Genomic DNA, 14,473 nt, shown 5'->3' on the forward strand with positions numbered 1-14,473 from the left:
CTGACTTTGCGTGTGATATTTCGGCAATTGCGTTCTCGTAACGATCTAGACCCAAGTTGTTGATGCCGCGAAGCGGACGCGAATGGAACGAACGTCCGCTGCGTACCCCGAGCGTGCGTTGACAATTGGAACGTATCCCCGTCAACTAGAAGGAAGTTGATGGAAGCCACGCCTCACACATCGCCAGTAGCAACTCACGAAGAAGCGGCCACCGCGGAGAGCGGCGGGATCCATGACCGAGGATTGCTGGCCATTGCGATCTTCAAGATGGCAAAATCGGCGTTCTTCTTCTGCGTGGGGATGGGCGCGATTCACCTCCTGCATAAGGATCTTGGGGACGAAGTTCTGAAGCTCGCGAAGATATTGCATCGTGATCCTGAGAGCAAGATCGTTACGCTGGTGCTGGAGAAGGTCGACCTGGTCGATGCCCATCGGTTGAAGCAGTTGGGGATCGGGACGTTTGCGTACTCGGCGCTGGCTCTGACTGAAGGGATCGGTCTGCTGCTGGAGAGGACGTGGGCGGAGTTTCTGACGCTGGGACTTACCGTGTCGTTTCTGCCTTGGGAGATCTATGAACTGATCCGGCACGCGACGTGGGTTAAGGCTGGCCTGTTCGCGATCAATCTGGCAGTATTGGGATATCTGATATGGCTGCTGGAGCGAAAAGGAACGTTCGCGAAGGCAAGGCAGAAGTGGTTTCACGCACGATAGGCGAAACGTTTTCGCCTTTACTTCGCCTACCAGAGATGTCCGGTGCTTCGCAAGAGGCAAGTAACACCAAAGTGGACTGGAACCACAGCCGATAACACTATTGGCAGTAGGTTATAAGTACGACAACCCCATCCCTTGATTTTCCACAGAGGATTCGGGAATTTTTCCTCACACTTTCTAAATTTAGTTCTTTACATCGCCGAGCCGGTCGGTCACGATGTGGGTGGATGTGGGAGAAAGTGGTAAGAAATTAGGCTCTGAGAACGAAATTGAGCTCAACTTCACCCCTGAAGCCACCTCCAGGTAGAGGCTCTCATGTTCCGGGGAAGTTATGTCACTCAAATCGATGAGAAGTTCAGGCTGAAGGTGCCGGCAGACTTCAAGCGTCACATCGACGAAGAGTACGGAACGCAGTTTTTCATTACGAGCAAAGACGGCAAGCGGGCCGAGATCTTCCCGATGAAGGCGTGGCTGGAGAAGGAAGAGAAGATGAAAACCGTCTCCGACCTGAACCCCGCGAAGAAGCGGTACATGGAGATGACCAGCTACTACGGCCAGGTTGTAGAGATGGACGCAGCGGGAAGGTTGCTGATGCCGCAGAAGCTGCGGGAGGCCGCATCGCTGACCGAAGAGGTGGTTGTGATCGGGATGCAGACGACGCTGGCGGTCGAGAACCACGAGAAGCTGAAGCCGACGATCGTACCGATGACGGCTGAAGAGTTGAAGGCGTTGGAAGAGTTGGGACTGTAAGAAGTGCAGGACGAGGCCCCCAGGGGCAGCACAGAAGGCGGGAGAACGATGAATAAACCGCAGCATGTGCCGGTTCTTTTAGAAGCGAGTTTGGAGTACCTCAATGTGCGGCCGGGCGGCGTGATTGTCGATGCGACGCTGGGGCTGGGCGGGCACTCTTCCGAGATTGCGAAGAGGCTGGGACCGACGGGTAAGCTGATCTGTTTCGATCGCGACCCGGAGGCGATGGCCAAGGCGAAGGCAAGGCTGGAAGAAGTCGCGGCAGAGCTTGGCAGCGAGATGCCTGAAGTGGTCTACGAGCCACGGGCTTTCTCAGAGGCAGCCGAGGCGATCAAGCCGGGGAGTATCGACGGCCTGCTGGCGGACTTTGGAGTGAGCAGCCTGCAGTTGGACGAGGCGCACAGAGGATTCAGTTTCCGGTCAGATGGGCCTTTGGACATGCGGATGGATACGCGGTCCGGGGAGACGGCCGAACAAGTGGTAAATCAGGAGGACGAAAACGAACTCGCCGACCTGATTTACGAATTCGGAGAGGAAAGGAGATCGCGGAGAATCGCCAGAGCCATTGTGCGGGCACGGCCGATATCGACGACAGCAGAACTTGCTCAAGTGATATCGGCCGCTGCCCCATCAATGAAAGGCGACAAGATTCATCCGGCGACGAGAACTTTCCAGGCACTTCGGATTCGAGTGAATAACGAGTTGGGAGAGATTGAGACGCTGCTCAAGAGCGCGCCTTCTCTGTTGAAGCCGGGCGGAAGGCTGGTGTTGATCAGCTTCCACTCTCTGGAGGACCGGCGAGTGAAGGATTCGTTCCGTGAGTTGCACCGGGACAAGACGTTTGAAGTGCTCACGAAGAAGCCGGTTGTGGCTGAGGAGCAGGAGCAGCTGAGAAATCCGCGGAGTCGGAGCGCGAAGTTGAGGGCGGCGGAGAAGGTTTAGTAGTACAGGATTTTCAAGGATCGGGCCGGGGTTGTCCTGCCGTGCTTTCAGGCGAAAGACACCCTTGTAACAAACAGTCCCCTCCTCCATACAGCGATCCCGGCCCGGATCGTCTTTGGAAGGGCAGAGTTTTAGAGAAGCAGATTCCCTTCGGGAATGACAAAGAAGCGGTAAGGAGACGACGATGGCGACGATGACAACAGTAGCGGGGATGGACGTGATGGGCACGAGGTCACGGAGCCGTGTCGCGTCGGTATCAGAGCGGAATCGCTCTTTGTTCGAGGTACAGCGGCGCAACCGCCGTGGGCCCACGCCTGAGGTCTTCTTCACCAAGCACATCGATAACAGTCGCATTGTGAAGGCCGATGATCCCGAGCGCCGGCGCGAGATGCGGACGTTCGCGATGGTGATGGGCGTCCTGTTCATGCTGGTGATGGTGTATGTGTGGCAGCACTTCGCGGCGATCGAGGTTGGGTATCACGTCGAGGCGCAGAAGTCGCAGGTTGAGCAGTTTCGGGAGCAGAACCGGCAGCTTCGGCTGTCCGAGGCTCAGTTGTCTGATCCGGGCCGGATCGACAAGATTGCGAAGCAGCTCGGGCTGGATTCGCCGCAGCCGGGACAGGTTGTGCGGCCGGATGGAAGTGATGCGAATGCTCCGGTGCTGGCGCAGGCAGGTTCGGCTTCCCTGCCCTCTTATTGATTTCGCTCGACAGATTCTCCTAAAGAAGTTGGTGTACCGATGAGACAGATGCCCCGGCAGATGCCACGCCAGAGCCTGACCGCTCCTATACGGAGGGTCAGGTTCACTTACGTTGCGATGTTTTTTATTGTGTGGACGGCGGCGATTGGACTGCGGCTGTTCTGGCTGCAGGTGGTACGGCACCAGGACTTTGTGAAGCGTGCTGCCCTGCAGCAGCAGCGGACGTTTGAGGTTGCGCCACGGCGAGGAGTGCTGTACGACCGCAATCTGCGCGAGCTAGCAATGACGGTGCTGGTGGACTCGGTGTACGCGGTGCCGTCGGAGCTGGGAGAGAACCGCGAGAATGCGGCAGAGATCTTGGCGAAGATCGTTCATGCGGACGCGCAGGACAACTTCACCTCGCAGCCGCAGATCCTGGCGCGGTTCACGGCTTCGAAAAACTTTGCGTGGGTGGCTCGGCGGCTCGATCCGGAGACGGCGAACCGGGTGCGTGAGTTGAACCTGCATGGCATCTATCTGCAGAAGGAGTTCAAGCGGTTTTATCCGAACAATGATCTGGCGGCGCAGGTGCTGGGATATGTCGGCACGGACGACACGGGTCTGGGCGGGCTGGAACGGCAGTTCGATCAGGACATGCACGGCGAGCCGGGACATATGCTGACGGCGCTCGATGCGAAGCGGCATGTGTTGGGCAGCGAAGAGAGTCAGCCGCAGCCAGGCGAGAATCTTGTCCTGACGATTGATTCGAACATTCAGCACATGGCTGAGGCTGCGCTGGATGCGCAGATGGACAAGGTGAAGGCGCTGCACGGGACTGTGGTGGTGCAGGACCCGCACACCGGGCAGATCCTTGCGCTGGCGATCTCGCCGCGATTCGATCCGAACGATTCACGGCACATGCAGCCGGGGTCGTTGACGAACCTTGCTGTGAGCGATGTGTATGAGCCGGGGTCGACGTTCAAGCTGGTGGCGTATTCGGCAGCTATCGACGCGGCGGGGGTGCAGCCGACGGACATGGTGGACTGCCAGGGCGGCGCGATGACGATGTATGGCCGCACGCTGCATGATGACAAGACGGACCACTTTGGCGTGGTGACGGTGCAGTACGCGCTGGAGCACTCGAGCGACGTGGGTGCGGCGAAGATGGCGCTGAAGCTGGGCAACCAGAAGTTCTACGACTACATGCATAGCTACGGCTTTGGCGATCGCAGCGGCATTGAGCTGCCGAGCGAGACGCGTGGGCTGCTGAGGACACCGAAGCGATGGGGCGCGACTAGCATCCTCTCGATGGCGATTGGGCAGGAGGTCGGCGTGACTCCAGTCCAACTTGTAACCATGGTGAGCACAATTGCCAATGGCGGAGTGTATATGCCGCCGCACGTCCTGCTGCAATCGACTGACGAGATGAAGGGTGATCCGAGGCTGCAGCCGGCGGCGTTTCGTCCCTCGAACCAGTTGCCGGACAAGCTGCCAGACGGCGCGCATCGCGTGATCAAGGAGCTGACCTCCGCGAAGATGCGGATGATGATGGAAGGCATTGTCACGGAAGGCACGGGCAAAGAGGCTAGACTGAACGGCTATAGTTCTGCGGGCAAGACGGGGACGGCGCAGAAGATCGATGTGGCGACGCATACCTACTCGCACACGAAGCTGGTGGCGAGCTTTGCGGGGTTTGCTCCGGTGAGCGCTCCGGCGATTGCGGTGACGGTGGTGATCGATAACCCGACCGTGGGCGCGAGCAAGTATGGCGGCGCCGTGAGTGCTCCGGTGTTTGCGCAGGTGGCGCAGCAGGTGCTCGAGTATTTGGGAGTGCCGCATGACCGGCCGTTGACCCCGCAAAAGGGTGCGAAGGTTGCGAGCGATAAGGAAGTTGCCGATGATTCGCCGAATGAGAACACGGGCGATCTGGAGGCGATGTTCGCAGATGTGAACAATCTGCCGGCGGATGATCCGCTGCGGGCTTCGGCTACGCAGGAAGCAGCGCAGTCCCCTGCCCTGGCTCCGACGAGCGTTGCGGCGAACTCGAGTGTGAAGAGTAGCGTCATGCAGCTGTTGCCGAAGAAGGTAGCGGATGCGTTCCGCGCGAATGGTGGATCGGATACTCCGGCTCCTGACACCGCGAACGCTTCACTGGTCGCGCCGAAGATTGTGCCGGAGTCGCAGACTCGTGGCAACGGGACTGTTGTTGTCGATTCGGTGAAGCGGGTGGCGGTGCCTTCGTTTGAGGGCGCGGCTTTGCGGACGGTTGTTGAAGAGGCTGGACGTGCGGGGCTGCGGGTGCAACCGCTGGGCAGTGGGCTGGCTCGGCAGCAGGTTCCGGTGGCGGGAACGATGGTACCGGAGGGGACGCAGGTGGCGGTGCGGTTTAGCCGGTAAGAGCAGAGAAAAGCAGCAAAGAAGAGCACGAAGTAGCGAAAAGGCAGGGTAAAGTGGCGCTGCCTCTCTCCTGTTCTTTGCTGTCTTCCGCTGTAGTTCGCTGGCCTCAGCTGCTTCTCGCTGCCTCTCGCTTTCGTTCGCTATACGATTGTGGTCTATGAACTCTGAGCAATTATTTCCGGCCTTGAGCTCGGCCGAACGACGTGGCACGGGCGTTGAGGTGACGGGCGTTGAGTATGACTCGCGGCGGGTGAAGGCTGGCGATGTCTTTGTTGCTATGCGGGGTGAGACGACCGATGGCAACCGGTATATCGATGCGGCGTTGAGCAAAGGCGCGGCGGCCATTGTTACCGATTCGCTTTCGGCTTATGAAGCGTTAGGGCGGGAACGGTCGGATGTTGCTGCCGCTCTGGTGGAGCATGGGCGGCGAGCGCTGGCTGAGGTGAGCGCAGCGGTGATGGGGCATCCCGAGAAGAGGCTGGCGCTGACCGGCGTGACCGGGACAAATGGGAAGACGACGACGGCGTTTCTGGTGGAGTCGCTGCTGAAGAGTGTGGGGCGGACGTGCGTGCTGATTGGGACGATTGAGTACCATGTGGGCGATGAGGTGCGGGTGTCGGAGCATACGACGCCGGAGTCGCGGGATGTGCTGGCGGTGTTTGCTGATGGCGTGGCGGTCGGAGCGACCGAGGCAGTGATGGAGATGTCGTCGCACGCTCTGGAGCAGGAGCGGGTGTGGGGGTTACCGGTGGAGGTGGCGATCTTCACCAACCTGACGCAGGATCATCTGGACTATCACGGGACGATGGAGCGGTACTTCGCGGCAAAGCTTCGGCTGTTTGAGGGCGTGGGGACGGTGCCTCCTCGGGTCGCGGTGGTGAATCTCGACGATGAATATGGTCGGAGGATTGCGGAGATGGCGCGGCACTCTCAGGTTGTGACGTATGGGTTTGAGGAGGGTGCGGAGTTTCGGGCGATGGATGTCCGGATGAAGGCTGGAGAGACGCGATTCACGATGATGACGCCGAAGGGAGCGGTCGAGATGGTGTCGCCGCTGACGGGGCGGGTGAATGTCTACAACCTGCTGGCGGCTAGTGGGGCGGCGTATGAGCGCGGGTTGACGGTAGATGAGATTGTGGCTGGTGCGGCCCAGGTAGGGCAGGTGCCGGGGCGGTTTCAGGTGGTGCCTTCGGACAATGGTGTGACGGTGGTGGTGGACTATGCGCATACGGATGACGCTCTGCGAAGCCTGATTGCGCTGGCCCGGGAGTTGGTAGCTCCCCACGACGGACGCGTGATTACTCTGTTTGGGTGTGGTGGGGATCGCGATAAGACGAAGAGGCCGAAGATGGGACGGGCCGCAGGAGAAGGCAGCGATCTGGTGGTGCTGACCAGCGATAATCCGCGGACGGAGGAGCCTGGGGCGATCACTGCGGAAGCGCTGGCGGGAGTAGAGGCTACCGGGACTACTTGCATCGTTGAGGAAGACCGGCGCGGGGCGATCGAGATTGCCATTCGGGCGGCGAAGGCTGGGGATATTGTGCTGATCGCGGGGAAGGGGCACGAGAAAGTGCAGATACTCGCGGATGGAGTGGTCGCGTTTGATGATGCGGCGGTGGCCGGGTCAGTACTTCGGGAGTTGTAGCTTTTAGTGCGGAATCAAGCGGGGTGAAGGTTTACATCCCAACCATGGCCAAAGGCTAGCCATGGATGGGGCACCCCGAACCGAGGTGATGGGAAGATTGGATGGAACAGAGTTTACGTCCCACTCATCGCGATAACGCTGCGATGAATGGGGCACATGGATTTTCCGGTGGTTCGAAAGCAGGTCCTTCGACTCGCGTTGACAGTTCCATCAACCGCTTCACTGGACAGCAGTTCCATAAGCAGGACTGTTCGACCAGCAGGACTATTCTCCGCCTCCGAAGAAGGGCGACTCATTGGATTCGTCGAATGGGCCGGTGGCGTCTGAGCCCATGCGGAGGCGGTTGCCGTCGGGATCTTCGATGTTCATCTCGCGGGTGCCCCAGGGCATGTTGCGGGGTGGCTCGCGGATAATGGCTCCAGATTGCTGGTACTCGGCATAGAGGGCGTCTACGTCATCGAGGAAGAGGGACATCCAGTTGCCGCGCTGGCCCTGGCCGCCTTCACAGAAGAAGAGGGCGGCCTTGCCACGCTCGACGCAGCCGAAGGTGGGAGGAGTGCCCCAGTCCCACTTCTTGGTGAAGCCAAGTTTGGTGGTGTAGTAGTCCATGGAGGCGGCGAAGTCGCGGACGTTGAGGATGGGTATGACGCATTCGAAGTGGTTCATGGGTGGCTCCGAGCGGGGAGTTTCGATGGGAGGATTATCGCTGAAAACGACAAATGCGGGGGGCTCTCCACTCCGCTTCGCCCCGGTCGAGATGACGGTTCTTTTGGTGACAATGACGGCTCCTTATGGGCCGTGACGGTAAAATGGTGGGATGGACCTGACACTTTACTCCGCTTCGTGGTGCCGCGACTGTCGCGAGGCCAAGCGCTTTCTGGCCAAGCACAATATTCCTTTCAACGAGATTGATATCGAAGAAGTGCCGGGGGCGGCGGATGCTGTGGTCGCGAACGTAGGCAAGCGGGCGATTCCGCAATTTGTCATCGATGGCAAGTGGGTGCAGCCGTATAAGCCGGGGCAGGGATTTCTGCATGACGAGATGGCGGAGTTGTTTGGGGTGAGTGAGTGATTGCACGGTATACGCGGCCCGAGATGGGTCGCATCTGGTCGGATGAAAACAAGTACCGCTGCTGGTTGCGGGTGGAGATTGCGGCTTCGCAGGCGTTGGCCAAGGCAGGGATGGTGCCGCAGGAGGCTGCGGACGCGATTCGCGACAAGGGAGATTTTACCGTCGCGCGGATCAATGAGATCGAGGCGGAGGTTCGTCACGACGTGATCGCCTTTACGACAACCGTGGCCGAGTATATCGGGCCGGAGTCGCGGTGGCTTCACTATGGGCTGACCTCGACCGATGTCGTCGACACGGCGCAGGCGCTGCAGCTGAAGGAAGCTTCGGCGATCATTCGCGCGGGGATCGTGCGACTGGGCGAGGTGCTGAGGGCAAGGGCGCTGGAGTTCAAGCACACGCCTACGATTGGGCGAACGCATGGGGTCCATGCGGAACCGACCACGTTTGGGTTGAAGCTGCTGCTTTGGTACTCGGAGACGCAGCGGAATCTTGTGCGCTTCGATGCGGCTGCGGAAGAGCTTCGCGTCGGCAAGTTGTCGGGGGCTGTCGGGACGTTTGGACACCTGAAGCCGGAGCATGAAGAGGCGATCTGTGCGGAGTTGGGCCTTACGCCTGTCGCGATTGCTACACAGGTGGTTCAGAGGGACCGTCATGCGGCGTATGTGGCTACGCTGGCGGTGTTGGTTTCGACGCTGGATAAGATTGCTACCGAAGTGCGGCACTTGCAGCGGACCGAGGTTCGTGAAGCGGAGGAGTTCTTCTCGGAGAAGCAGAAGGGTTCAAGCGCGATGCCACACAAGCGCAACCCGATTGTGAGCGAGCAGATCAGTGGGCTGGCTCGTGTAGTACGGGGCAATGCGCAGACGGCGTTTGAGAATGTGGCGCTGTGGCATGAGCGGGACATCTCGCACTCGTCGGCGGAACGGGTGATTCTGCCGGACTCGACGATACTGGCGGATTATCTGCTGGCGAAGACGGCAACGCTGATCGAGAAGCTGATGGTGTATCCGGCTCGGATGATGAAGAACCTGGAGTCGACGGGTGGGCTGATCTTTTCGGGGCAGTTGCTGCTCGATCTGGCGGAGTCGGGGATGTTGCGCGAGGATGCGTACCGGCTGGTGCAGGGACACGCAATGCGGTCGTGGAAGGAAGAGCTGGTGTTCAAGGATGAGGTGGCGAAGGAGCCTGAGATTACGGGACGGTTGAGCCCGGAGAAGCTGGCTCGCGCGTTCGATTATTCGCGGCAACTGGCGAATGTGGATGCGATCTTTGCGCGCGTGTTGGGAGCTTCCTAAGAACAGCCGTTATTGCGGAGGATGAGCGCAGGCCAAGCGCGACCGTGTTAGGCTCACTTCTAAAAAAGAGGTGATGCACGTGTCAGGCGGCCTGAGCTTATCTTCTGCGGTTATGGTTTTTCCCTGCCCGAATTGCAATGAGACGATCAATACCTCCTTGTCGCAATGCACTTACTGCGGCACTCCTGTCGATCGCTCCGCTGCGCTGCTCTCTGCCGCGGAGACCAGCAGGATCAGCCAGGCGTGTAGCGATGCGAGCTATCTGAAGATCATCGCGTGGGCCCTTCTTGCGTGCCTTGGGCTGCTCTTTATTCCCTTCTTGAGCCTCGCGGGAGCTGTAGGTTTCTGGTTTCTCCGAATCGCAGTGCCCGTAATGGTAGTGAGATGGTGGATTAAATTTGGCGGTATCAAGACGGGTGATCCAGACTTCCCCGGTGCGAAGCGTGCTGCCGTAATTGTGAGCGTTGTGGCGGTGTTCGCTTTATTCGACACGTTGGTCGCAGTGATAGCCGCACTTCGACCGCACCCGTGAGTTTCGAAGGTGCGACGTATTCTAGTAGTGAATGCAAATACCTTATCAACCAGGCGATCTGATTCAAATCGTCACGACCGCGATGGCAGATTCTACCGCGCGTAGTGGCGCGTGGCTGAAGTGCGGGCCGGGGTGTTCGCAGTGTTGTGTGGGAGTGTTTCCGATTCGGTGGCAGGATGCTGATCGACTGCGGGATGGGTTGGTTGCGCTGAGTGAAGTTGATCCGGAGCGGGCAGAGCGGATCCGCGCTCGGGTGGCTTCGGCGTTGGGGAGGCTTGATCCGTGGTTTCCGGGCGATGTGGAAACGGGGGTGCTAGGCGAGTCGTATGAGGAGGTGATCTTGTTCGAGGAGTTCGCGAATAATGAGCCTTGTCCGGCGCTCAACATCGCAAACGGGCTGGAGCATGGGACTTGCGATTTGTATGAGGCGCGTCCGATTCTTTGCCGGACGTTTGGGCCTCCGATGAGGACCGAGGAAGACAACCTGGCGACGTGCGAGCTTTGCTACATCGAGGCGAGCACGGAGGAGATCGAGCGGTGTGAGCTTGATCCGGCGATTCCTGGATTGGAAGAAGAGAGCAATGCGGCTTATGAGGCGGCCACCGGCAAGCGGGGCGAGACGCTGATCGCGTATGCTCTGCGCGGATGTTGATGGTGCCAACGGACGCCAAACTGCTTCGGCGATAATCGATAGCGATGGGTGATGCAATGAAGCTGCGGAATTTGACGCTGGGGATTACGGGGGCCAGTGGGGCGATCTTCGCTGTCGAGATGCTGAAGATGCTCGAAGCGGATGAGCGCGTGGGTAAGGTGAATCTTGTGGTGTCGGATAGTGCTTTGCGGGTGATGGCGGAGGAGATGGAGATCGCAGGGCGGAACGATCTGGTCGAGCGAATTCTAGGTGCGGCTTCAAAGAAGATTCAGCATCATGTGGATGCGAATATCGGGGCGAATATTGCTAGTGGGAGCTATCCGTCGGATGGGATGGTTGTGCTTCCCTGCTCCATGGGGACTCTGGCGGGGATTGCAAATGGGCTGGCGGACAGCTTGATCGAGCGGGCTGCGGATGTTTGCTTGAAGGAGCAGAGGCCGCTGGTGCTGTGTGTGCGGGAGACTCCGTTCAATCGGATTCATCTGCGGAATATGCAGCTTGCGTCGGATGCGGGGGCAACGATCTTTCCAGTGATGCCAACGCTTTATAACAGGCCGCAGAGCACGGCTGAGATGGCGGTGCAGTTTGTGCAGCGAGTGCTGGCGCACATGGGGCTGCCGCAAGTCGGAGCTTATCAGTGGCAGGCGGACGAGACCGTTTGAGGGCTTACCTCCCACTCATCACGATGGCGCCATGATAAATGGGGCACGCGGGCCTAATTGCCGGGAAGCTTCTGTTCGACATCGCGCCAGGGTGGGTTGGACTTGAGGAAGTCCAGGGTTGCTGGCATCACGACGGGTGCGCACTGAACCGGGGCCAGATGACCGCAGGCTTCGGCGACGACAAAAGATGATCCTGCAATGAGGTGGTGCATGGACTGACCGACGGTGAGCGGGATCAAGGCGTCTTTGCCGCCCCAAACGACCAAGGTCGGTTTGCGGAGAGCATGCAGGCGGAAGTCGAGGAGATCGCGACCGCTGGTCATAGAGTTGATGGTGCGGCGGATGACCCAGTAGTTGGACTCGAGGCCGCGAAGCGCATCCTTCGCGGCGAACTCGGGAATCTTTGGCGGATAGGGTTGAAGCATCGCCGTCAGTCTCGCAAGTCCGGCGGTGTCGCTTGGAGTGAAGAGGCTGGTGTCGAAGGAGCCGAAGTAGATGCCTGCGCTGTCGTAGAGCACGAGACGGCTGACAAGATCTGGATGCTCGAGGGCGAGTTTAGCGGCGACCCATCCGCCCATCGACCATCCGGCGACATCGGCCTGGGGTAGGCCGACAGCGTTCATGAAGCTGGCGACCATCTTTTCCTGGGAAGAGATGGCGTAGTCGATGTCGGGATGGTCGGTGCGGCCGTAGCCGAGGAGGTCCGGAGCATAGACGTGGAAGCCATTGGCTGCGAACTGAGGGATCAAGGAAGCCCAGTCTTCGCCGCGTGAACCGAGGCCGTGAATCAGGACGAGAGGGATGCCGGGGCCGGTTGCCGGTTTCGCTTCGAAGTAGTGGACGCGGTATCCACCGGCTTCGATGTAGGTGCTCTTCACGCCGTGGTGCCAGAGGGCGAAGCGGGTGTGTTCGTCGTTGAACCAGACGGGATGGAGATAGAAAGCGAGAAGAAGAACGAGTAAGAGCAAAAGGCAGAGGCCGGAGAGTCGAAGCAAGTTTTTCACGATGTGCAACTCTCCAGATTCGCCGTCTCAGACCTTCAGCGGCTTGCCAAACTCTTCTCCGAAGACAGTGTGGGCGATGTTAAAGCGGCCTCCGTCGAACTTCTCGGGTCCCTTAACATGGCCGAGTGCGAGGAGCGCGACGACACGGTAGCTGAGGGGCAGCCGCAGGGTCTCGCGAACCTTTTCCTCCTCGAAGCCTTCCATGGGAGCGGTGTCATAGCCGAGGCTTTCGGCGGTAAGCATCATGAAGGCGTAGGCGAGCATGACATGCTTGTTGAGCCAGGCGTGCATCTTCTCGCTGGAGAAGCTGGAGAAGTAATTTGGGACGCTGATCTTTGCCTGTTCCGCGTAGCTTTCAGGCATGCCACCATCTCGGCCCTGCTGAAGCATCAAGTCAAGGTCGCGGCGCCATCCATCGGAGTCACCACACGCCACGATGACTGCAGAGGCTTCTTCGACCTTGGCCTGGTTGTAGCTCGCTGCGCGGAGGCGTTTTTTCTGCTCCGGCGACTGGACGACGATAAATCGCCATGGCTGCAGGTTGTATCCGCTGGGAGCGGCGAGGCCCGCCTCCAGGATCTTTTTCAGGTCGCCGGCGGGGATGGGGCGGCCATCGAAGCTTGGAGTGGCACGACGTCCGGCGATCGCCTGCGAGAGAGGCTTTTCCATGTTCTTCCTTGTGCTGCTTTGAGGTATCTCAGAGCAGGGGAGCCTGCTTTACCCTGGCGAGTCCCAAGATAGCATTTTTCACGACGGTTGCAGGGTGGCTGCGGCCTACCGAATCTCGGCCATCGGTTGTTCGGTCACAAAGGGGTTCTTGCCCGGGTTGTCGGCAAAGACCCAGACCCCGCCGAAGGTGGATTTGAGCTCAGGATACGCCGCCAGCAATGCGACCATGGCGCTGGCATTGCGATCCTTCGGAGATAGCGGTGCGGTTGCGGGAGCAGGCTTGGGAGTGGCTTTGGCGGGGGGCGTCCCCGGGGTTGTCGCGGGTTCCGGTTCCGGGTCCGGCGCAAGGTGGACGACGACGTAGAGCTTGTCGCCTCCGATGGAATCGTCCGTGGTGAGATTGGTGAAGCGGAACTCCGCGCCGGTCTGCCCTTTTACGACAAGGGGAGCCTCCGGGCTGATGCCTTCGGAGAGCGCTGGGGGTGCGGACGCGGATGCCTCCTTGTGCAGCTGTTCGAGGTGAGTGCTGCCGACGAAGCCTACGGGCTGGAGGAGAGACTGGGCCTCCTGATAGAGGAGGTATCCCGTCCAGAGGTGCTTGTTCTTGATTTGGTCGCGTGCCTGGGTCCAGTACCAGAGGCCATCGTGACTGGCAGCGGTGAGTGACCTAGGATAGAAGCCGGCCATAGCCCAGTTGCCGGATGCATCCTGTCGGAGGAGATAGGCGAGCCGCCAGGGAGATGTCGCGCTCGGGGCGAGGACCTGGGCGTAGGCGTAACGTCCGGGTGGCAGGGCGGGAATGAAGAAGGTCGCTTCCGCGATGGAGTTGTTGAGGGAGCAGAAGAACTGGGAGTCCTGGTTGGTTCCGTCGGCGAGCGTCTTAAGGTTGGTTGCGTCGAGGAGATAGATCTGATCGACGGCCAAGGGAGCGGCGGCGATCTTTGTAGAGGTTGCGGCGACGAGAGAGGTCATGGACGCGTAATCTTTTGCAATCTCGGGAACGCTCTGCGTGCGGAGACCGGCGATATCGTTGGTCTGGACTTTCGACGAGAGGATTTTAGCGGCACTGGCAATGACGTCCCGGTCGGCGGGCTTCATCTGCGATTGCGTGGTGCAGACCTCGCCATAGGAGTTGACTGCGGCAAAAAGAGCGATCACCAGGAGAAGCGCTCTGAACCGCGTTGCGGAGCTGCCATGCCCGTCATTGTTTTCGAGGATTTCCATAGCTCCTTCGATGCGACTCTTTCACTGTCTCAAAATGCGGCAGCGCGATGTTAGCCCTGACCTCCGCCGAAACGGCTGCGGGAGAGGGGCAAGAGAAGTTTAGTACAAGGACAAGGCCTGGCGGTGGCGCAACTCTTCCCGAGGCAGCAGGGAGGGTCTAGAATAAGGAGGGATTGTTGCTGCAGTCATAACGTTTGCATCGGTTCTGCGTCCCATCCATGGTATGAGCCGTTCACTGC

Annotated in this window: 15 protein-coding genes; 11 read left to right on the top strand and 4 right to left on the bottom strand. The window is 59.5% G+C overall.

Annotated features, from left to right (window positions below):
- The first annotated feature begins 159 nt into the window (after nucleotides 1-159).
- The 6 genes from HDF16_RS20950 to HDF16_RS20975 all read left to right on the top strand — a co-directional run bounded on the left by HDF16_RS20950 (nucleotide 160) and on the right by HDF16_RS20975 (nucleotide 7,124).
- Complete coding sequence (locus HDF16_RS20950; RefSeq protein ID WP_184221253.1) at nucleotides 160-711, top strand: DUF2127 domain-containing protein; 552 nt, start codon at nucleotides 160-162, stop codon at nucleotides 709-711.
- Between the two features lie 315 nt (nucleotides 712-1,026).
- The gene (locus tag HDF16_RS20955) at nucleotides 1,027-1,461 is read left to right on the top strand and encodes a division/cell wall cluster transcriptional repressor MraZ (RefSeq protein WP_184221255.1); all 435 of its coding nucleotides are present in this window, start codon (nucleotides 1,027-1,029) and stop codon (nucleotides 1,459-1,461) included.
- A 48-nt stretch (nucleotides 1,462-1,509) separates the two neighbouring features.
- Nucleotides 1,510-2,403, top strand: a complete 894-nt coding sequence (gene rsmH, locus HDF16_RS20960) for a 16S rRNA (cytosine(1402)-N(4))-methyltransferase RsmH (RefSeq protein ID WP_184221257.1) — start codon at nucleotides 1,510-1,512, stop codon at nucleotides 2,401-2,403.
- A gap of 184 nt (nucleotides 2,404-2,587) precedes the next feature.
- The gene (locus HDF16_RS20965; protein WP_184221259.1) at nucleotides 2,588-3,103 is read left to right on the top strand and encodes a cell division protein FtsL; all 516 of its coding nucleotides are present in this window, start codon (nucleotides 2,588-2,590) and stop codon (nucleotides 3,101-3,103) included.
- 48 nt (nucleotides 3,104-3,151) lie between these two features.
- Nucleotides 3,152-5,479 carry a penicillin-binding transpeptidase domain-containing protein gene (locus HDF16_RS20970; RefSeq protein ID WP_184221264.1) on the top strand — a complete coding sequence of 776 codons (2,328 nt, stop codon included), beginning with the start codon at nucleotides 3,152-3,154 and terminating at the stop codon, nucleotides 5,477-5,479.
- Nucleotides 5,480-5,636: 157 nt separating this feature from the next.
- Complete coding sequence (locus HDF16_RS20975) at nucleotides 5,637-7,124, top strand: UDP-N-acetylmuramoyl-L-alanyl-D-glutamate--2,6-diaminopimelate ligase (RefSeq protein ID WP_184221266.1); 1,488 nt, start codon at nucleotides 5,637-5,639, stop codon at nucleotides 7,122-7,124.
- Between the two features lie 264 nt (nucleotides 7,125-7,388).
- Here the strand turns inward: HDF16_RS20975 and HDF16_RS20980 are convergent, their stop codons facing one another.
- Entirely contained in the window at nucleotides 7,389-7,790 is a 402-nt protein-coding gene (locus HDF16_RS20980) for a bleomycin resistance family protein (RefSeq protein WP_184221268.1), read from the bottom strand.
- Nucleotides 7,791-7,941: 151 nt separating this feature from the next.
- Here HDF16_RS20980 and HDF16_RS20985 point away from each other — a divergent pair, with 151 nt between their 5' ends.
- The 5 genes from HDF16_RS20985 to HDF16_RS21005 all read left to right on the top strand — a co-directional run bounded on the left by HDF16_RS20985 (nucleotide 7,942) and on the right by HDF16_RS21005 (nucleotide 11,337).
- Nucleotides 7,942-8,196 (top strand): glutaredoxin family protein, encoded by a 255-nt coding sequence (locus HDF16_RS20985; RefSeq protein WP_184221270.1) that lies wholly within the window; start codon nucleotides 7,942-7,944, stop codon nucleotides 8,194-8,196.
- Nucleotides 8,193-9,491, top strand: a complete 1,299-nt coding sequence (gene purB, locus HDF16_RS20990) for an adenylosuccinate lyase (protein WP_184221272.1) — start codon at nucleotides 8,193-8,195, stop codon at nucleotides 9,489-9,491. Before HDF16_RS20985 ends, purB begins: the two co-directional genes overlap by 4 nt.
- Nucleotides 9,492-9,648: 157 nt before the next feature.
- Nucleotides 9,649-10,023: a hypothetical protein gene (locus tag HDF16_RS20995; RefSeq protein ID WP_221312977.1), complete on the top strand. Its 375-nt coding sequence runs from the start codon at nucleotides 9,649-9,651 to the stop codon at nucleotides 10,021-10,023.
- An 82-nt stretch (nucleotides 10,024-10,105) separates the two neighbouring features.
- The gene (locus HDF16_RS21000) at nucleotides 10,106-10,675 is read left to right on the top strand and encodes a YkgJ family cysteine cluster protein (RefSeq protein WP_246409519.1); all 570 of its coding nucleotides are present in this window, start codon (nucleotides 10,106-10,108) and stop codon (nucleotides 10,673-10,675) included.
- Between the two features lie 44 nt (nucleotides 10,676-10,719).
- The gene (locus HDF16_RS21005) at nucleotides 10,720-11,337 is read left to right on the top strand and encodes a UbiX family flavin prenyltransferase (RefSeq protein ID WP_184221278.1); all 618 of its coding nucleotides are present in this window, start codon (nucleotides 10,720-10,722) and stop codon (nucleotides 11,335-11,337) included.
- A gap of 53 nt (nucleotides 11,338-11,390) precedes the next feature.
- Here HDF16_RS21005 and HDF16_RS21010 read toward each other — a convergent pair whose 3' ends face one another.
- The 3 genes from HDF16_RS21010 to HDF16_RS21020 all read right to left on the bottom strand — a co-directional run bounded on the left by HDF16_RS21010 (nucleotide 11,391) and on the right by HDF16_RS21020 (nucleotide 14,234).
- Nucleotides 11,391-12,341, bottom strand: coding sequence for an alpha/beta fold hydrolase (locus tag HDF16_RS21010; RefSeq protein ID WP_184221280.1), 951 nt, complete (start codon nucleotides 12,339-12,341; stop codon nucleotides 11,391-11,393).
- A gap of 27 nt (nucleotides 12,342-12,368) precedes the next feature.
- Nucleotides 12,369-13,010 (bottom strand): nitroreductase family protein, encoded by a 642-nt coding sequence (locus HDF16_RS21015; RefSeq protein WP_184221282.1) that lies wholly within the window; start codon nucleotides 13,008-13,010, stop codon nucleotides 12,369-12,371.
- Between the two features lie 105 nt (nucleotides 13,011-13,115).
- On the bottom strand, nucleotides 13,116-14,234 hold the full coding sequence (locus tag HDF16_RS21020) for a hypothetical protein (RefSeq protein WP_184221284.1): 1,119 nt from the start codon (nucleotides 14,232-14,234) through the stop codon (nucleotides 13,116-13,118).
- Nucleotides 14,235-14,473 lie beyond the last annotated feature (239 nt).

Source organism: Granulicella aggregans, assembly GCF_014203275.1.
Taxonomy (GTDB): domain Bacteria; phylum Acidobacteriota; class Terriglobia; order Terriglobales; family Acidobacteriaceae; genus Edaphobacter.